At 56.3% G+C, this 15,994-nt stretch carries 15 protein-coding genes; 13 read left to right on the forward strand and 2 right to left on the reverse strand.

Annotation, left to right across the window (positions count from 1 at the left end):
* The first annotated feature begins 10 nt into the window (after positions 1-10).
* Together aceF and lpdA are read left to right on the forward strand one after the other, a co-directional pair.
* On the forward strand, positions 11-1,843 hold the full coding sequence (gene aceF / locus JHD74_RS11370) for a pyruvate dehydrogenase complex dihydrolipoyllysine-residue acetyltransferase (protein WP_199062735.1): 1,833 nt from the start codon (positions 11-13) through the stop codon (positions 1,841-1,843).
* 234 nt (positions 1,844-2,077) lie between these two features.
* Positions 2,078-3,502 (forward strand): dihydrolipoyl dehydrogenase, encoded by a 1,425-nt coding sequence (gene lpdA, locus JHD74_RS11375; protein WP_021806270.1) that lies wholly within the window; start codon positions 2,078-2,080, stop codon positions 3,500-3,502.
* Positions 3,503-3,600: 98 nt separating this feature from the next.
* Here lpdA and JHD74_RS26880 read toward each other — a convergent pair whose 3' ends face one another.
* Positions 3,601-3,723, reverse strand: a complete 123-nt coding sequence (locus tag JHD74_RS26880; protein WP_255518680.1) for a hypothetical protein — start codon at positions 3,721-3,723, stop codon at positions 3,601-3,603.
* On the opposite strand from JHD74_RS26880, the gene JHD74_RS11380 reads away from it, so the two are divergent.
* From JHD74_RS11380 to mdcH, 10 genes are all read left to right on the forward strand, one after another.
* Complete coding sequence (locus JHD74_RS11380) at positions 3,704-3,850, forward strand: hypothetical protein (RefSeq protein WP_158006212.1); 147 nt, start codon at positions 3,704-3,706, stop codon at positions 3,848-3,850. The genes JHD74_RS26880 and JHD74_RS11380 overlap by 20 nt on opposite strands.
* Before the next feature lie 559 nt (positions 3,851-4,409).
* A complete protein-coding gene (gene acnB / locus JHD74_RS11385; protein ID WP_024528341.1) occupies positions 4,410-7,007 on the forward strand; it encodes a bifunctional aconitate hydratase 2/2-methylisocitrate dehydratase in 2,598 nt (865 codons plus the stop codon).
* Between the two features lie 220 nt (positions 7,008-7,227).
* Positions 7,228-8,889, forward strand: a complete 1,662-nt coding sequence (gene mdcA / locus JHD74_RS11390) for a malonate decarboxylase subunit alpha (RefSeq protein WP_199062736.1) — start codon at positions 7,228-7,230, stop codon at positions 8,887-8,889.
* Positions 8,889-9,743 carry a triphosphoribosyl-dephospho-CoA synthase gene (locus JHD74_RS11395; RefSeq protein ID WP_199062737.1) on the forward strand — a complete coding sequence of 285 codons (855 nt, stop codon included), beginning with the start codon at positions 8,889-8,891 and terminating at the stop codon, positions 9,741-9,743. Before mdcA ends, JHD74_RS11395 begins: the two co-directional genes overlap by 1 nt.
* A gap of 21 nt (positions 9,744-9,764) precedes the next feature.
* Entirely contained in the window at positions 9,765-10,064 is a 300-nt protein-coding gene (locus JHD74_RS11400) for a malonate decarboxylase subunit delta (protein WP_199062738.1), read from the forward strand.
* Positions 10,057-10,893, forward strand: coding sequence for a biotin-independent malonate decarboxylase subunit beta (locus tag JHD74_RS11405; protein ID WP_024528337.1), 837 nt, complete (start codon positions 10,057-10,059; stop codon positions 10,891-10,893). Before JHD74_RS11400 ends, JHD74_RS11405 begins: the two co-directional genes overlap by 8 nt.
* Entirely contained in the window at positions 10,890-11,696 is an 807-nt protein-coding gene (gene mdcE / locus JHD74_RS11410) for a biotin-independent malonate decarboxylase subunit gamma (protein ID WP_024528336.1), read from the forward strand. The genes JHD74_RS11405 and mdcE overlap by 4 nt, the downstream gene beginning before the upstream one ends.
* Positions 11,697-11,862: 166 nt before the next feature.
* On the forward strand, positions 11,863-12,822 hold the full coding sequence (locus JHD74_RS11415) for an AEC family transporter (RefSeq protein WP_024528335.1): 960 nt from the start codon (positions 11,863-11,865) through the stop codon (positions 12,820-12,822).
* Positions 12,823-12,834: 12 nt separating this feature from the next.
* Positions 12,835-13,458, forward strand: a complete 624-nt coding sequence (locus tag JHD74_RS11420) for a malonate decarboxylase holo-ACP synthase (RefSeq protein ID WP_199062739.1) — start codon at positions 12,835-12,837, stop codon at positions 13,456-13,458.
* Positions 13,458-14,387 carry a malonate decarboxylase subunit epsilon gene (gene mdcH, locus JHD74_RS11425; RefSeq protein WP_199062740.1) on the forward strand — a complete coding sequence of 310 codons (930 nt, stop codon included), beginning with the start codon at positions 13,458-13,460 and terminating at the stop codon, positions 14,385-14,387. Before JHD74_RS11420 ends, mdcH begins: the two co-directional genes overlap by 1 nt.
* On the opposite strand, the gene JHD74_RS11430 is transcribed toward mdcH, so the two are convergent.
* Positions 14,384-15,304: a LysR family transcriptional regulator gene (locus JHD74_RS11430; RefSeq protein WP_024528332.1), complete on the reverse strand. Its 921-nt coding sequence runs from the start codon at positions 15,302-15,304 to the stop codon at positions 14,384-14,386. The two genes, mdcH and JHD74_RS11430, sit on opposite strands and share 4 nt — an antisense overlap.
* Positions 15,305-15,511: 207 nt before the next feature.
* On the opposite strand from JHD74_RS11430, the gene yacL reads away from it, so the two are divergent.
* The gene (gene yacL, locus JHD74_RS11435; RefSeq protein ID WP_021179705.1) at positions 15,512-15,874 is read left to right on the forward strand and encodes a protein YacL; all 363 of its coding nucleotides are present in this window, start codon (positions 15,512-15,514) and stop codon (positions 15,872-15,874) included.
* The last annotated feature ends 120 nt before the right edge of the window (positions 15,875-15,994 follow it).

Raw genomic sequence — 15,994 nt, forward strand, 5'->3', positions numbered from 1 at the left:
GTACTGAACAATGTCTATCGAAATCAAAGTGCCGGACATCGGTGCAGATGAAGTTGAAATCACCGAGATCCTGGTGAAGGTTGGCGATAAGGTTGAAGTTGAACAATCGCTGATCGCCGTGGAAGGCGACAAAGCCTCCATGGAAGTGCCTTCGCCGCAGGCTGGCGTGGTGAAAGAGATCAAAGTTGCCGTCGGTGATAAAACCGAGACGGGCAAACTGCTGATGATCTTTGAAGCAGAAGGTGCGGCCGCTGCCGCACCAGCCGCCAAGGCAGAAGAAAAACCGGCCGCGGCTCCTGCCGCAGCCGCAGCCAAAGACGTTGAAGTGCCGGACATCGGTGCGGACGAAGTTGAAGTCACCGAGATCCTGGTGAAAGTTGGCGATACCGTGACTGCCGAGCAGTCTCTGATCACCGTAGAAGGCGACAAGGCTTCTATGGAAGTGCCTGCGCCATTCGCCGGTACCGTGAAAGAGATCAAAATCAACACCGGTGACAAAGTGAAAACCGGTTCCCTGATTATGGTCTTCGAAGTGGCTGGCGCGGCTGCTGCTGCCCCTGCGGCAAGCGCGGCGAAAAACGTCGAAGTGCCAGACATTGGCGGCGACGAAGTAGAAGTGACCGAAGTGATGGTGAAAGTGGGCGATAAAGTTGCCGCTGAGCAGTCACTGATCACCGTTGAAGGTGACAAGGCTTCTATGGAAGTTCCGGCTCCGTTCGCGGGCACCGTGAAAGAAATCAAAATCGCTACCGGCGACAAAGTGAAAACCGGTTCTCTGATCATGGTGTTCGAAGTGGAAGGCGCTGCACCAGCACCTGCCGCTGCTCCGGCCCAGAAAGCAGAAGCCGCTCCGGCTCCGGCCAAGCAGGAAGCCAAAGCGGCTGCACCTGCTGCTGGTAAAGGGGAGTTCGCTGAAAACGACGCCTACGTTCACGCTACCCCAGTCATCCGCCGCTTGGCGCGTGAGTTTGGTGTTAACCTGGCGAAAGTGAAGGGCACCGGTCGTAAAGGCCGTATCCTGCGCGAAGACGTTCAGGCTTACGTGAAGGACGCGGTCAAACGCGCCGAAGCCGCTCCAGCCGCTACCGGTGGTGGCCTGCCAGGCATGCTGCCGTGGCCGAAAGTGGACTTCAGCAAGTTTGGTGAGATCGAAGAAGTTGAACTGGGCCGCATCCAGAAAATCTCTGGTGCCAACCTGAGCCGCAACTGGGTGATGATCCCGCACGTGACTCACTTCGACAAGACCGATATCACCGACCTGGAAGCGTTCCGCAAGCAGCAGAACGACGAAGCTGCCAAGCGTAAGCTGGACGTGAAGTTCACCCCGGTGGTGTTCATCATGAAAGCCGTTGCCGCTGCCCTGGAGCAGATGCCACGCTTCAACAGTTCACTGTCCGAAGACGGCCAGAAGCTGACGCTGAAGAAATACATCAACATCGGTGTGGCGGTAGATACGCCAAATGGCCTGGTGGTTCCGGTATTCAAGGATGTGAACAAGAAGAGCATCACTGAGCTGTCCCGTGAACTGATGGCGATCTCCAAAAAAGCGCGTGACGGTAAGTTGACCGCAGGCGAAATGCAGGGCGGTTGCTTCACCATCTCCAGCCTGGGCGGTATCGGGACTACTCACTTCGCGCCGATTGTTAACGCGCCGGAAGTGGCTATCCTGGGTGTCTCCAAGTCTGCGATGGAGCCGGTCTGGAACGGTAAAGAGTTCACGCCGCGTCTGATGATGCCAATGTCGCTCTCCTTCGACCACCGGGTGATTGACGGTGCTGACGGTGCGCGCTTTATCACCATCATCAACAACATGCTGGCCGACATTCGCCGTCTGGTGATGTAATGAAAAAAGGGCGCAGCATGCTGCGCCCTTAGTAATTCAGTAGCAGTTTTGTCGGGTTTTGCATGACTCGACAGAATTGTTGGGACACGGGTCACTCGAACACGCTTTGCAGATTATTAACAATTCTGTAAACTGCTCGCGGTGTATGCGTCCCGGTGGATGAAGGGCGTTATGAGATCGACTAGCAATAAAAATGACGTCTGACCCGCCGGACAAAACAATTAAGAGGTCATGATGAGTACTGAAATTAAAACTCAGGTCGTGGTACTTGGGGCGGGCCCTGCAGGTTACTCTGCTGCTTTTCGTTGCGCTGACTTAGGTCTGGAAACCATTCTGGTTGAGCGTTACTCCACTCTGGGTGGTGTTTGCCTGAACGTGGGCTGTATTCCTTCCAAAGCACTGTTACACGTTGCCAAAGTGATCGAAGAAGCCAAAGCGTTGGCCGAACACGGCATCGTTTTCGGCGAGCCGAAAACCGACATCGACAAAGTGCGCGTCTGGAAAGAGAAAGTCATCAATCAGCTGACCGGTGGTCTGGCTGGCATGGCTAAAGGCCGCAAAGTGAAAGTGGTCAACGGCCTGGGTAAATTCACTGGCGCCAACACGCTAGTGGTTGAAGGCGAGAATGGTGCAACCACCATCAACTTCGACAATGCCATCATCGCCGCAGGCTCCCGTCCGATCCAACTGCCATTTATTCCTCATGAAGATCCACGCGTGTGGGATTCCACCGATGCACTGGCGCTGAAAACCGTTCCAGAGCGCATGCTGGTTATGGGCGGCGGTATCATCGGCCTGGAAATGGGCACCGTATACCATGCACTGGGTTCACAGATCGACGTGGTTGAAATGTTCGACCAGGTGATCCCGGCTGCAGATAAAGACGTGGTGAAAGTCTTTACCAAGCGTATCAGCAAGCAGTTCAACCTGATGCTGGAAACCAAAGTGACCGCGGTAGAAGCCAAAGAAGACGGCATCTACGTCACGATGGAAGGTAAAAAAGCCCCTGCAGAACCACAGCGCTACGACGCGGTGCTGGTAGCGATTGGCCGTGTGCCGAACGGTAAACTGCTGGACGCTGGCCAAGCCGGTGTAGAAGTTGACGACCGTGGCTTTATCCACGTCGACAAACAGCTGCGTACCAACGTGCCGCACATCTTCGCGATTGGTGACATCGTCGGTCAACCGATGCTGGCACACAAAGGTGTGCATGAAGGCCACGTAGCTGCAGAAGTTATCGCCGGTATGAAGCACTACTTCGACCCGAAAGTGATCCCATCTATCGCTTATACCGAGCCAGAAGTGGCATGGGTAGGGATGACCGAGAAAGAAGCCAAAGAGAAAGGCATCAGCTACGAAACGTCCACCTTCCCGTGGGCAGCTTCAGGCCGTGCTATCGCTTCTGACTGTGCAGATGGTATGACCAAACTGATCTTCGACAAAGAAACGCACCGTATCATCGGTGGCGCGATTGTCGGCACCAACGGCGGCGAGCTGCTGGGTGAAATCGGTCTGGCGATCGAGATGGGCTGTGATGCGGAAGATATCGCGTTGACTATCCACGCTCACCCAACCCTGCACGAATCCGTAGGCCTGGCAGCAGAGATCTACGAAGGCAGCATCACCGATCTGCCAAACCCGAAAGCCAAGAAGAAGTAATTTCTGCGGTTGATCAGGTTGATAAGCGGCTCCTGTAAAGGGGCCGTTTTTATTTGGTGAGTAGCGGATAAAAGGCCGCTCAAAGAGCGGCCAGTAGCTTACTTGTTCTGGAGTACGACGTTGAAGATCAGTTGGTTGCCGGAAACTGACCAGCCACCTTTACTGACGCCAAACACCGATCCTAGTACAATGAGCAGGATAATGAGTGATCTCCCTTTCATTGCGCGTTCCTTGTGGAACCACGACCACCGCGACTTCACCGGAAAAATCCCGGCGGAACAAGCGTTCGTCAGCGCTTGTATCGCAGTAGTTGCAGCACTGTTCTCAAGCCCGATGACCGGCTGCTAAACCGGCAGAACAGACCCAAAATCAGGGTACATAAAAAAAAGGGTTTTTGCATCCCAATGGTTGATTTTTTAACCGGCTTTACGCACAATGATCCTGTTCGTCAGCGCTTGTATCGTTCTTAACGATATAAGAAATCCGTTCGGTGCCTGCTAACACCGCGCGGATACAAAGAACCGTCTTTATGGCGGTTTTTTTGTGCCCAATGCCCGCCAATTTCCCCCAACTCTATCGATAACCATTGTAAAAGTATGGATGTTATGTTGTGCTCATTGGGCTGAGATTGCTGTTGTGCCGTAACGAACCCAAGCCCGTCCCGCCTGCTTTGCAGCCGATTACGCTGCGGTCAACGATTCAGCAAAGATTTAATGTTGCTTTTATGTGAACGAATTAACAACCGATTCAAATCCTGATATGCTGGCTGGGCGGAACCGGGCACTGTACCTTACTTACAGTCCAGGATATCGACAGCAGTGCCCCGTCAAATATCGCCGTGCGCTAAACCCGGTTTGAATATAAAACGCCAGGCACAATAAATGACAATGAGAGCGAGGAGAAAGTCGTGCTAGAAGAATACCGTAAGCACGTGGCCGAGCGTGCTGCAGAGGGCATCGTCCCTAAGCCATTAGATGCGACACAAATGGCAGCGCTGGTTGAATCATTAAAAAATCCGCCAAAAGGCGAAGAAGAATTTCTGTTAGACCTGCTGATTAACCGTGTACCACCGGGCGTCGACGAAGCCGCCTATGTCAAAGCAGGTTTTCTGGCAGCCGTTGCCAAAGGCGAAGCCACTTCTCCCCTGGTTACCCCCGAAAAAGCCATTGAACTACTAGGCACCATGCAGGGCGGTTACAACATTCATCCGCTGATCGACGCGTTGGATAACGAAAAGCTGGCACCGATTGCTGCCAAGGCGCTTTCCCATACGCTGCTGATGTTTGATAACTTCTACGACGTAGAAGAGAAAGCCAAAGCCGGTAACCCACACGCCAAGCAGATCATGCAGTCCTGGGCCGATGCCGAATGGTATCTGTCACGCCCACCGTTAGCGGAAAAGATTACCGTGACCGTGTTCAAAGTCACTGGCGAAACCAACACCGACGATCTGTCACCCGCTCCGGATGCCTGGTCACGTCCAGATATCCCACTGCATGCGCTGGCCATGCTCAAGAGCGAACGTGAAGGTATTTTCCCGGATCAGCCGGGTAGCGTTGGCCCAATCAAGCAGATTGAAGAGCTGAACAAGAAAGGTTTCCCGCTGGCCTACGTCGGTGACGTGGTTGGTACCGGTTCTTCCCGTAAATCTGCTACCAACTCGGTGCTGTGGTTTATGGGTGACGACATCCCCTACGTGCCGAACAAGCGTGGCGGTGGTGTGGTGCTGGGCGGCAAGATTGCGCCAATCTTCTTTAACACTATGGAAGATGCCGGTGCGTTGCCGATCGAAGTGGACGTCTCCAACCTGAACATGGGCGATGTGATCGACATCTTCCCGTATAAAGGCGAAGTGCGTAACCATGAAACCGGCGAACTGGTTGCCAGCTTCGAGCTGAAAACCGATGTGTTGCTGGATGAAGTGCGTGCCGGTGGCCGTATCCCACTGATTATCGGCCGTGGGCTAACCACCAAGGCGCGTGAAGCGCTTGGCCTGCCGCACAGCGAAGTGTTCCGTATTGCCAAGCCGGTAGCGGCTAGCAGCAAAGGCTTCTCGCTGGCGCAGAAAATGGTTGGCCGCGCCTGTGGCGTTGCTGGTGTTCGCCCTGGCGAATACTGCGAACCTAAGATGACCTCGGTAGGTTCGCAAGATACCACCGGTCCGATGACCCGTGACGAGCTGAAAGATCTGGCTTGCCTGGGCTTCTCTGCCGATCTGGTGATGCAGTCGTTCTGTCATACTGCCGCCTACCCGAAACCGGTGGACGTCACCACTCACCATACGCTGCCAGACTTCATCATGAACCGTGGTGGCGTTTCGCTGCGCCCTGGCGATGGCGTGATCCACTCCTGGCTGAACCGCATGTTACTGCCGGATACCGTGGGTACCGGTGGCGATTCCCACACCCGCTTCCCGATCGGCATTTCCTTCCCGGCAGGTTCTGGTCTGGTGGCCTTTGCTGCCGCTACCGGCGTGATGCCGCTGGATATGCCTGAGTCGGTGCTGGTGCGCTTCAAAGGCAAAATGCAGCCTGGTATCACCCTGCGTGATCTGGTGCATGCTATCCCTTACTACGCGATCCAGCAGGGCCTGTTGACCGTAGAGAAGAAGGGCAAGAAGAACATCTTCTCTGGCCGCATTCTGGAGATCGAAGGTCTGCCGGAGCTGAAGGTCGAGCAGGCGTTTGAGCTGACCGATGCCTCGGCAGAGCGTTCCGCCGCCGGTTGCACCATCAAGCTGGATAAGGCACCGATCGCCGAATATCTGAGCTCTAACATCGTGCTGCTGAAGTGGATGATCTCCGAAGGTTATGGCGATCGCCGTACCCTGGAGCGCCGTATTCAGGGGATGGAAAAATGGCTGGCGGATCCGCAGTTGCTGGAAGGCGATGCGGATGCAGAATATGCCGCAGTGATCGAAATCGATCTGGCGGATATCAAGCAGCCAATCCTGTGTGCGCCGAACGATCCGGACGACGCACGCCTGCTGTCTGACGTGGCCAACAGCAAGATCGACGAAGTGTTTATCGGTTCCTGCATGACCAACATCGGCCACTTCCGTGCGGCAGGTAAACTGTTGGATCAGCATAAAGGCCAACTGCCAACTCGCCTGTGGGTGGCTCCGCCAACCAAGATGGACGCAGCGCAACTGACTGAAGAAGGCTACTACAGCGTCTTTGGCAAGAGCGGGGCACGTATCGAGATCCCTGGCTGTTCACTGTGTATGGGTAACCAGGCACGCGTAGCGGACGGTGCGACCGTGGTTTCCACCTCGACTCGTAACTTCCCGAACCGTCTGGGTACCGGAGCCAACGTTTATCTGGCCTCCGCAGAGCTGGCCGCAGTGGCTTCACTGCTGGGCCGTCTGCCAACGCCTGATGAGTATCAGACCTATATGGCACAGGTCGACAAGACGGCGGCGGATACCTATCGCTACCTGAACTTCGACCAGTTGACCCAGTATACGGAAAAAGCCGACGGCGTGATCTTCCAAACCGCGGTGTAAGTCGGTACTGAGTTAGCATCATCACGGGGAGCCTTTGGGTTCCCCGTTTTTTTGTGATCGTCTCCCGCTTTTATTGATATTAACTGATTGATTAGTATTGTTTTGATGAAATCATTACTCTCAGGCTAACAAACCATCCCCCTGCTTGATTGATAGCGCTCTCCTAGACTCTTACTCTAACCGTACTAAACCGAACCAAGTAAACCCAGGAGGTTGAGGTATGTCGCTTCATCAAAGCCCCACGCGCGTTTGGGATACCCGGCGGCAGGAAAAAAAACGCCGTATCGCGAGTGTGCAAGGGCAGTCGCAGGGCAAAGTGATCCCCACCGCCGATCTGACCAGCGTGCTGGAAAAACTGCTGGTTTCTGGCGATCGGGTGGTGCTGGAAGGCAATAACCAGAAACAGGCCGATTTTCTCTCCCGTATGCTCGCCGAGGTCAACCCCACCAAGGTCCACGATCTGCATATGATCATGCCAAGCGTTGGCCGCGCCGAGCATCTGGATATTTTTGAAAAGGGCATCGCCCGCAAGCTCGATTTTGCCTTCTCTGGTACCCAGAGTCTGCGCATTTCCCAACTGCTGGAAGATGGGCAGCTCGAAATCGGAGCCATCCACACTTATATAGAACTCTATTCCCGCCTGTATGTGGATCTGGTGCCGAACGTGGCGCTAGTGGCCGGGTTCAAGGCCGATCGTCATGGCAATCTGTACACCGGGCCAAGTACCGAAGATACCCCGGCACTGGTGGAGGCCACCGCGTTTAAAGACTGCATCGTCATCGCTCAGGTCAACGAACTGGTCGACGATGAAATGGATCTGCCAAGAGTTGATATCCCCGGTTCCTGGATCGATTTTGTGGTGGTGGCAGACAAGCCGTTCTTTATTGAACCGCTGTTTACCCGCGATCCGCGTCTGATCAAACCCGTGCATGTGTTGATGGGGATGATGGCGATCAAAGGCATCTACGCCAAACATCAGGTGCAATCGCTGAACCATGGTATCGGTTTTAACACCGCCGCCATCGAGCTGCTGTTACCCACCTACGGTGAGCAACTGGGCCTGAAGGGTAAAATCTGTAAACACTGGACTCTGAACCCACATCCAACCCTAATCCCGGCGATCGAAAGCGGTTGGGTTGAGACCGTGCACTGCTTTGGCGGTGAGCTGGGGATGGAGAATTACATTGCCGCTCGCCCGGATATTTTCTTTACCGGTAGTGACGGCTCCATGCGTTCCAACCGCGCGTTTTGCCAGATGGCCGGTCAGTACGCCGTAGATATGTTTATCGGCTCCACCTTACAGATCGACGGTATGGCTCACTCTTCTACCGTGACCCGTGGCCGCCTCTCCGGTTTTGGCGGCGCACCGAACATGGGGCACGATCCACACGGTCGTCGCCACGCTACGCCTGCCTGGTTGGATATGATCGAAGAGCCGGATCCGTTGGCTCGTGGCCGCAAGCTGGTGGTGCAGATGGTGGAAACCTTCCAGGCAGGTGCCAAACCGACCTTCGTAGAAAAACTCGATGCCGTCGATGTGGCGCAAGAATCTGGCATGCCGTTGGCTCCGGTGATGATTTACGGCGATGACGTGACCCACGTGCTGACCGAAGAGGGCATCGCTTATCTGTATCGTGCACGCTCGTTGGAAGAGCGCCGCGCTATGGTGGCTGCGGTAGCCGGTATCACCGATATCGGGCTGGGTGTGGACGCCAAACGCGTGGCTGAACTGCGCCGTGAAGGCAAAGTGGTGTTCCCGGAAGATCTCGATATTCGCCGCACCGATGCTTCGCGTTCTTTGCTGGCTGCGGGCAGCGTAGCGGATCTGGTCGAGTGGTCCGGCGGCCTGTATAACCCGCCAGCTAAATTCCGGAGCTGGTAATGAAACTTTCCCCCTGTTTAATCGCCTCTGATGCGGATCGGGTTGCCGCACGATTGGCGGAGCTTGCCACGCAGGCGCTAGTGGATGAGGCGCGCCTCAGCCCGAAACCGGGGCTGGTGGATGCCCGGGGCTCCGGTGCGCATCAGGATCTGACGCTGGCGTTGATGGAACGTTCGGCTCACAGCCTGACGCCGGTCTTCCATCGGCTGGCGATTGCCGGTTGGCAGCGTCCAGCCGATAGCGCGTTACGCCAGGAAGTTGGCCGGATTGGTCGGGAAGGTGAACAGCGGATGATGGCAGCCACTGCCGGTGTTAACACGCATCGCGGGGCGATCTGGGCGATGGGCTTGCTGGTGACGGCGGTAGCCATGCAAGGGGGTAACGCAACACCATCCAGCAGTTGCGTATTAGCCGCCCAGTTGGCGCAATTGCCGGACCACGCCAGCCCGAAGGTGTTCAGTAAAGGCTTGCGAGCCACTCAACGCTATCAGGTTCCAGGCGCAAGGGAAGAGGCCCAGCAAGGTTTTCCGCATGTGATGCAACGGGCGCTGCCGCAGCTGTGGCACAGCAGGAGCCAAGGGGCCAGTGAGCCAGCCGCGCAGATCGATGCGCTGATGGCCATCATGACCACCCTGAGCGATACCTGTGTGTTGTCGCGCGGTGGGCTAACGGCGCTGAAAGCGATGCAGCAGGGGGCCGCCGAGGTACTGCATGCCGGAGGATATCAACATCCGGCAGGGCAGGCGGCGTTGGCCAAACTGGAACAACGGCTATTGGCGAGTAACGCTTCACCCGGTGGCGCAGCCGATTTGCTGGCTGCGGCTCTGTTCCTCGATCGGGCTACGGCCCGCTGAATAATCAATCCAGAGGATGTTATGGAACATATCGATTTGAGTTATCCGGCCAGCATTACGCTGCTGGGTAAGGCACTGAGCGGAGTCGTGGGCTCCGGTGACATGGAGGCTCTGTTTGAGCCTGCAGCTGACGGTACGCTGACGGTGGCGATCAAAACCTCCGTAGACGGTAGTCGTCAGCGTTGGCAGCACCTGTTTGAACGCTTGGCTTCTTTGCGTGATTTACCTGCCGGACGGTTAGAGATTAACGACTTCGGCGCTACGCCGGGGGTGGCTCGGTTGCGTATCGAACAGGTATTTGAGGAGGCCGCCCATGCGTGATGATCTCAGCTTTATCGAACTCAGCGCCCGGGAGCGCGCTCGTAATCTGCTGGACAGCGGCAGTTTTCGTGAACTATTGGGGCCATTTGAGCGTATTACTTCACCTTGGCTGGAGCCACAAGGCATAGTCACCCAGGCCGATGACGGCATGGTGGTCGCCAAAGGCACCATTGACGGTCAACCGGCAGTGGTAGTGGCGGTAGAAGGGGCGTTTCAGGGCGGCAGTATGGGGGAGGTTTCCGGTGCCAAGATGGCCGCGGCCCTGGAACTGGCGGCAGAAGATAACCGCAACGGCATTGCGACTCAGGCAGTATTGCTGCTGGAAACCGGTGGCGTGCGTTTGCAGGAAGCCAACCTGGGGCTGGCCGCGATCGCGGATATTCATGCGGCGATTGTCGATCTGCGCCGATATACCCCGGTGGTGGGCATTATTGCCGGAACCGTGGGCTGCTTTGGCGGGATGTCGATCGCGGCAGCATTATGCAGCTACCTGATTGTCACCCGTGAAGCGCGCCTGGGCTTAAACGGCCCACAGGTAATTGAACAGGAAGCCGGTATCGAAGAATACGATTCCCGCGATCGGCCTTTTATCTGGAGCATGACCGGTGGCGATGTGCGCTATCGCAGCGGCTTTGTCGATGAAGAAGTCCCTGATGCGTTACATGCGGTCAAGGCTGCGATGACAGGTTGCCTGCAACGCGGCGTGCCTGCTCAGCACCGTTCCGACAATTATCACTACTACTTGCCGAAACTGTCGCAATTCGACACCCGCCAGCAGGCGGACTCGGCGGTCATTGCTCAACTGTTTGCTGCGGAGGATCGGGTATGAGTACGTCATCATCAAGCCGTGGAGAATATTGGTTCTCTTTGCTGACGGCAGGTGCCGAGCAGCGCCAGGGGCAGTGCGCCTCGATCCGAGTCGCGGACGCTGAACTAGAGGGCCAACCGGTGCGTTTTATCGCCGTGGTGCCGGATGCAAATAACCATTACCCACGCGCCGCACGCGGTGAAGTAGGTTTGCTGGAAGGTTGGACGTTAGCTCAGGTAGTCAGTGAAGCGGTCGCGGCCGACGTTGGTAAAGCACAAAAGCGCGCTATCGTGGCGGTGATCGATGTGCCGAGCCAGGCCTACGGGCGTCGGGAAGAGGCCTTTGGTATTCATCAGGCGTTGGCCGGTGCGGCCGGGGCTTATGCCAAGGCTCGGCTGGCCGGTCACCCGGTGATTGGTTTGATCGTCGGGAAAGCCATGTCCGGCGCGTTTCTGGCGCACGGCTATCAGGCCAACCGCTTGATCGCCTTCAACGATGCTGGCGTGATGATCCATGCGATGGGCAAAGAGTCTGCGGCGCGCATCACGTTACGCTCCGTAGAGGCGCTGGAGAAGCTGGCAGCAACCATTCCACCGATGGCCTATGACATCGAGCATTACAGCTCGCTGGGCCTGCTGGAACAGTTACTGGATATCCGTGACCCGCTGCAGGCCAGTGAGCAGGAGCTTAATCTGGTACGCCACTCGGTGGTCCAGGCGATTGCTAAAACACGCAGTGAAGGCGTTGGTTTAACTAACCGTCTGGGGGCAGACAACCGCCATAGCTCTTCGCTGGTGCGTGAACGTATGCGCGCAGAGTGGTAATGCCACGCTAGCCATTTTTACGTCAGAGTTCAGGAACAAAATACGACCCGCCGGGAGGGCGCATGTGATGCGTTCCGACCCGGCATAAAGCTTCACCTGCATATAACAATATAACTAACACCATCGCACCTGATCTGACTGATTTTTTCTTTTTAACAGGTGATTTATGACATACGTAATTATTCATGCCTTGGCACCGATTTTTGTCATTATGCTGCTGGGCTTTTTTGCCGGTAAGGCAAAAATGGTCGATAACCAGAACGTTTCATTACTCAACATCTTCGTGATGGATTTTGCCCTGCCGGCGGCCCTGTTCGGTGCCACCGTACAAACGCCTTGGGCGGGGATCGTTGAGCAGTCGCCGCTGATCGTGGTGTTGGTGCTGGCGATGTGGATCACCTATGCAGCGATCTATTTTACCTGCACCGGGATCTTCCATAAGTCTCCGCAGGATGCCGCGGTGCTGACGCTCACCGTGGCGTTGCCCAACTATGCTGCGCTGGGCCTGCCGATCCTCGGTAGCGTGCTGGGGGAAACGCCGGGAACCTCACTGTCCGTGGCGGTGGCTATCGCCTGTGGTTCGGTATTGATGACACCGTTTTGCCTGCTGATCCTTGAGCGTGAGAAGGCCCGTACAGCCGGTGGGGTTCAGGGTTCCAGCCTGGGCATGTTGCCGGTGCTGATGTGGCGCTCGGTAAAAAAACCGATCGTCTGGGGGCCGCTGCTTGGGGTGGTGCTGTCGGCGATAGGCGTTCATATGCCTGAAATGGTGCTGGCCGCGATCAAACCGCTTGGCCTGTCGGCTACGGCGACGGCGCTGTTCCTGACCGGCGTGATCCTGTCTGCCCGTAAGTTGCAGATCAACGGCCCGGTACTGCTGTCGAGCGTAACCAAACTGCTGATCCAACCGTTTATTGCCTGGGGGCTGGTGCTGGCATTGGGCCTGCACGGTAGCGTGGCCATCACCGCTATTTTGATGATCGCCCTTTCCGCCGGCTTCTTCGGTATCGTCTTTGGTAACCGTTTTGGCGTGCAGTCGCCGGATGCCGAAGCCACGTTACTGATCAGTTCCGTGTTGTGTATCATTACCTTACCGCTGTTTATCACCCTGACCTCAGGGATGTAACTGGAGCAACCGATGATTCGCCCGCATGACCTGATTTGGATTAGTGACCGTTCTGCCCTCAGCGCCGACCAGGCGTTGCCGGAGTGGGTGAGCCAGCAGTGGCGCACCTCATTACCGCTGGTGGTGCGGCGCGATGTTCAGGGCAACGGGCGGATCCCGGTGGGGATCCGGGGTATGAAACGCAGCCAGCGCGCCGCAGCTTGGGTTAACGAAGAGGCTATCCGGCGCATAGTGACTCCGGAGTCTTTGGTGAGTGAACCCTTGGCATTGCTGCACTCGAGCTTTGTTTCCCAGCCTCCGGTGCAGGCGCTCATCATGCTGGCTCAGCGGCCTTGGCCGTGGGGCTGGGGCGTGACCGGCAGCTGTGGTTATGCGCTGGCGACCGAAATTCCGGTGATGCATGCCGATAGCGATCTGGATCTGTTGGTTCGCTGTCCGCAGCCTGCCAGCCTTGATGAGTTGCAGCGGCTGGCGCAGTGGTTGCAGGCGCTGCCTTGCCGCGCCGATGCCCAGATAGAAACACCGCTCGGCGGCTTTGCCCTGAGCGAATGGCTGCGGGATGGACGAGCGATGCTGAAAACCGCTGAGGGGCCGTTGGTGACGACGGATCCATGGGCCAGCTCTCAGGAGATCTGATGAAGATTTTATTTACCTTTCCCGGTCAGGGACCGCAGGTGCCTCAAATGCTGCACCAACTGCCGGCCAATGAAACAACCCAGCGGTTGTTAAGCGAGGCTTGCGCTGTTCTTGACCAGGACGTATTGGCATTGGACAGCGCCGAAGCCTTACAGAAAACCCGGGCAGTGCAGCTTTGCCTGCTGATAGCCGGCGTGGCCTACGCGCGGGAATTACAGCAGCACGGGGTCGAGGCTGACTTTGTCAGTGGGTTATCCATCGGCGCTTTTCCGGCCGCAGTGATTGCTGGGGCTTTGGCATTTCCCGATGCCGTCCGGCTGGTGGCGTTACGCGGCCAGCTAATGGAGGAGGCGTATCCGGCGGGATATGGCCTGGCGGCGATTATCGGTTTGCCGTTACGCCAGGTGGAAAGGTTGATAGCAGAGGTCAACAGCGCTGAGCTACCGGTCTATCTGGCCAATATCAATGCCGAAGACCAATTGGTGATCGCGGGTAGCGAAGCCGCAATGGTGCAGGTCATGGCGTTGGCGAAAACCGCCGGTGCGGCGAAAACCCAGCGTTTGGCGGTGAGCGTCCCTTCCCACTGTGCCCTGTTGGCACAACCGGCGGAAAAGCTGGCGCAGGCCATGAAGAAGGTAACCATCAATCGGCCACAGGTTGCGTATCTCAGCGGCAGTAGCGGGCGCGTGTTATGGCAGCCGGAGCGGATTGCTGACGATCTGGCCTTCAATATGGCCCGCACCGTGCGCTGGCATGAGGCGATGGTGGCGGCCTACGAACGGGAAGTCCGTCTGGCGATCGAAATGCCGCCGGGCGCGGTATTAACCGGCTTGACCAAAAAAGTGATGGAGCAGGGGGAAGCGCTGTCCCGTTGCCAACTGGGGCTGAACGCGGTCTGCGGCATTGTGGCCAAATATCGGCGCGATTAAACCGGCCCTTCACCGCGTGCGTACATACGGCCTTCCGCCGTCAACGCCAGCAGGTTCGGATCCTGCTGCTGGTTACGGTTGAACACCAGCGCGATGGTTTGGCGCATTTGGTACTGTTCGCACAGCGGCAGTAATTTCAACGTGTGTTCATACATCTTCTTCATTCGCCCTGGCACCAGCGTGTAGCCCACCCCGGCCTGCACCAGACTGAGCATTGAGAAAATATCATTCACCCGGGTGACGATTTCCGGTTCAAAACCGGCAATCTGAAACGCTTCGCTAAAGCCGTGATAAGTGGCGAAGCCTTCGGTCAGGGAGACAAACTTCTGGCTGCGAAAGTCTTGCAGGTCTGCCGTGCCATCGCTGTTTAGCGCCGAGGCTGCCGGTGCGGCAAGATAGATATCATCCTCAAACAGTGGCAGGATCTCAAAGCGCAGCGGATCGATTTGGCTGTCCGAAACCGAAATCAGGATGGCATCCAGCAATTGGTTCCCCAACTGGGCCAGCAGATCCTCATTCGATCCCATCGTCAGGCTGATCTCCATGGCCGGGCGGCGTACCTTCAGCCCCATGATCAACCGTGGAATGGTTTCCAGCGTCAGTGAGTAGAGCGTGCCGATACGCATGCGTTGCTGGCCAAACCCCGCCTTTAGCCGAGTTTCTTCGATGCCTTTGTAGGTGAGATCCACGATATCGCGGGCGTATTCTGCCAGCGTTTGCGCAGCGGGCAGGGGCAGCAGGTTACGCCCTTTATGAATAAACAGCGGGCAGCGAAAACCCTCTTCCAGAGTATGTAACGCACGATGCACGCTAACGCTGCTCAAGCCAAGCTGTTCTGCGGCTCGGCCGATGTTTTCCTTCTCCATAAACGCCAGAAAGATTTCCAATTTTTTCAGGGTGATTTCGCTGTCGATCATCGGCTCAGGCTTGGGTAAGGGCTAATGAGAGCCATGATAACAACAATTGCCCGTCCATAGCAGGCACAGAGAGCCTTCCCAAGCCCAAGGATAAACCGTTATATTGCGCCGCAGTTTATTTGGCCCAATCGATCAACTTTGCGAGCGCCCACTGAGATAGTGGCGAATTAAGGGTTACACTTATAAAAAAGCTCAGGAGGGCATGCTATGGATTACGAATTTCTGCGTGACGTAACCGGTCAGGTGGTGGTCAGATTTTCGATGGGGCATGAGGCCATCGGCCATTGGATTAATGAAGAGCTCAACGGTGATTTTAACCTGCTGGACCGTATCGAAGCCGGTGCGGCAGGGGTCAAGGGCAGTGAGCGTCAGTGGCAGTTGGAAGGCCATGAATACACGTTGCTGATGGACGGTGAAGAGGTGATGATCCGCGCCAACCAGTTGGAGTTCGAAGGCGACGAAATGGAAGAGGGGATGAACTACTACGACGAAGAGAGCCTCTCTTTCTGCGGTATCGAAGACTTCCTGACGGTGCTGAAAGCCTACCGCTCGTTTATGCTCAACTACTGATTATCCAGACGGGGGCAGGATGCTGCGCCCCTTGTGAGTCCCAGGTGGCCGATTCTCGGCCGCCTTTCCTCCCTTCTGTAATGATTAAATAAAATCAAATAATCATGTTGCTGATTTTTT

Origin of the sequence: Serratia sp. ASV30 (assembly GCF_016428815.1) — a bacterium.
Lineage (GTDB): Bacteria > Pseudomonadota > Gammaproteobacteria > Enterobacterales > Enterobacteriaceae > Chania > Chania fonticola_C.

What these genes read in the sequence shown, in the direction of transcription:
- aceF (WP_199062735.1), top strand. Translation starts at nt 11, where the DNA reads ATGTCTATCGAAATCAAAGTGCCGGACATCGGTGCAGATGAAGTTGAA.
- lpdA (WP_021806270.1), top strand. Translation starts at nt 2,078, where the DNA reads ATGAGTACTGAAATTAAAACTCAGGTCGTGGTACTTGGGGCGGGCCCT.
- JHD74_RS11380 (WP_158006212.1), top strand. Translation starts at nt 3,704, where the DNA reads ATGAGTGATCTCCCTTTCATTGCGCGTTCCTTGTGGAACCACGACCAC.
- JHD74_RS26880 (WP_255518680.1), bottom strand. Translation starts at nt 3,723, where the DNA reads ATGAAAGGGAGATCACTCATTATCCTGCTCATTGTACTAGGATCGGTG.
- mdcA (WP_199062736.1), top strand. Translation starts at nt 7,228, where the DNA reads ATGTCGCTTCATCAAAGCCCCACGCGCGTTTGGGATACCCGGCGGCAG.
- JHD74_RS11395 (WP_199062737.1), top strand. Translation starts at nt 8,889, where the DNA reads ATGAAACTTTCCCCCTGTTTAATCGCCTCTGATGCGGATCGGGTTGCC.
- JHD74_RS11400 (WP_199062738.1), top strand. Translation starts at nt 9,765, where the DNA reads ATGGAACATATCGATTTGAGTTATCCGGCCAGCATTACGCTGCTGGGT.
- JHD74_RS11405 (WP_024528337.1), top strand. Translation starts at nt 10,057, where the DNA reads ATGCGTGATGATCTCAGCTTTATCGAACTCAGCGCCCGGGAGCGCGCT.
- mdcE (WP_024528336.1), top strand. Translation starts at nt 10,890, where the DNA reads ATGAGTACGTCATCATCAAGCCGTGGAGAATATTGGTTCTCTTTGCTG.
- JHD74_RS11415 (WP_024528335.1), top strand. Translation starts at nt 11,863, where the DNA reads ATGACATACGTAATTATTCATGCCTTGGCACCGATTTTTGTCATTATG.
- JHD74_RS11420 (WP_199062739.1), top strand. Translation starts at nt 12,835, where the DNA reads ATGATTCGCCCGCATGACCTGATTTGGATTAGTGACCGTTCTGCCCTC.
- mdcH (WP_199062740.1), top strand. Translation starts at nt 13,458, where the DNA reads ATGAAGATTTTATTTACCTTTCCCGGTCAGGGACCGCAGGTGCCTCAA.
- JHD74_RS11430 (WP_024528332.1), bottom strand. Translation starts at nt 15,304, where the DNA reads ATGATCGACAGCGAAATCACCCTGAAAAAATTGGAAATCTTTCTGGCG.
- yacL (WP_021179705.1), top strand. Translation starts at nt 15,512, where the DNA reads ATGGATTACGAATTTCTGCGTGACGTAACCGGTCAGGTGGTGGTCAGA.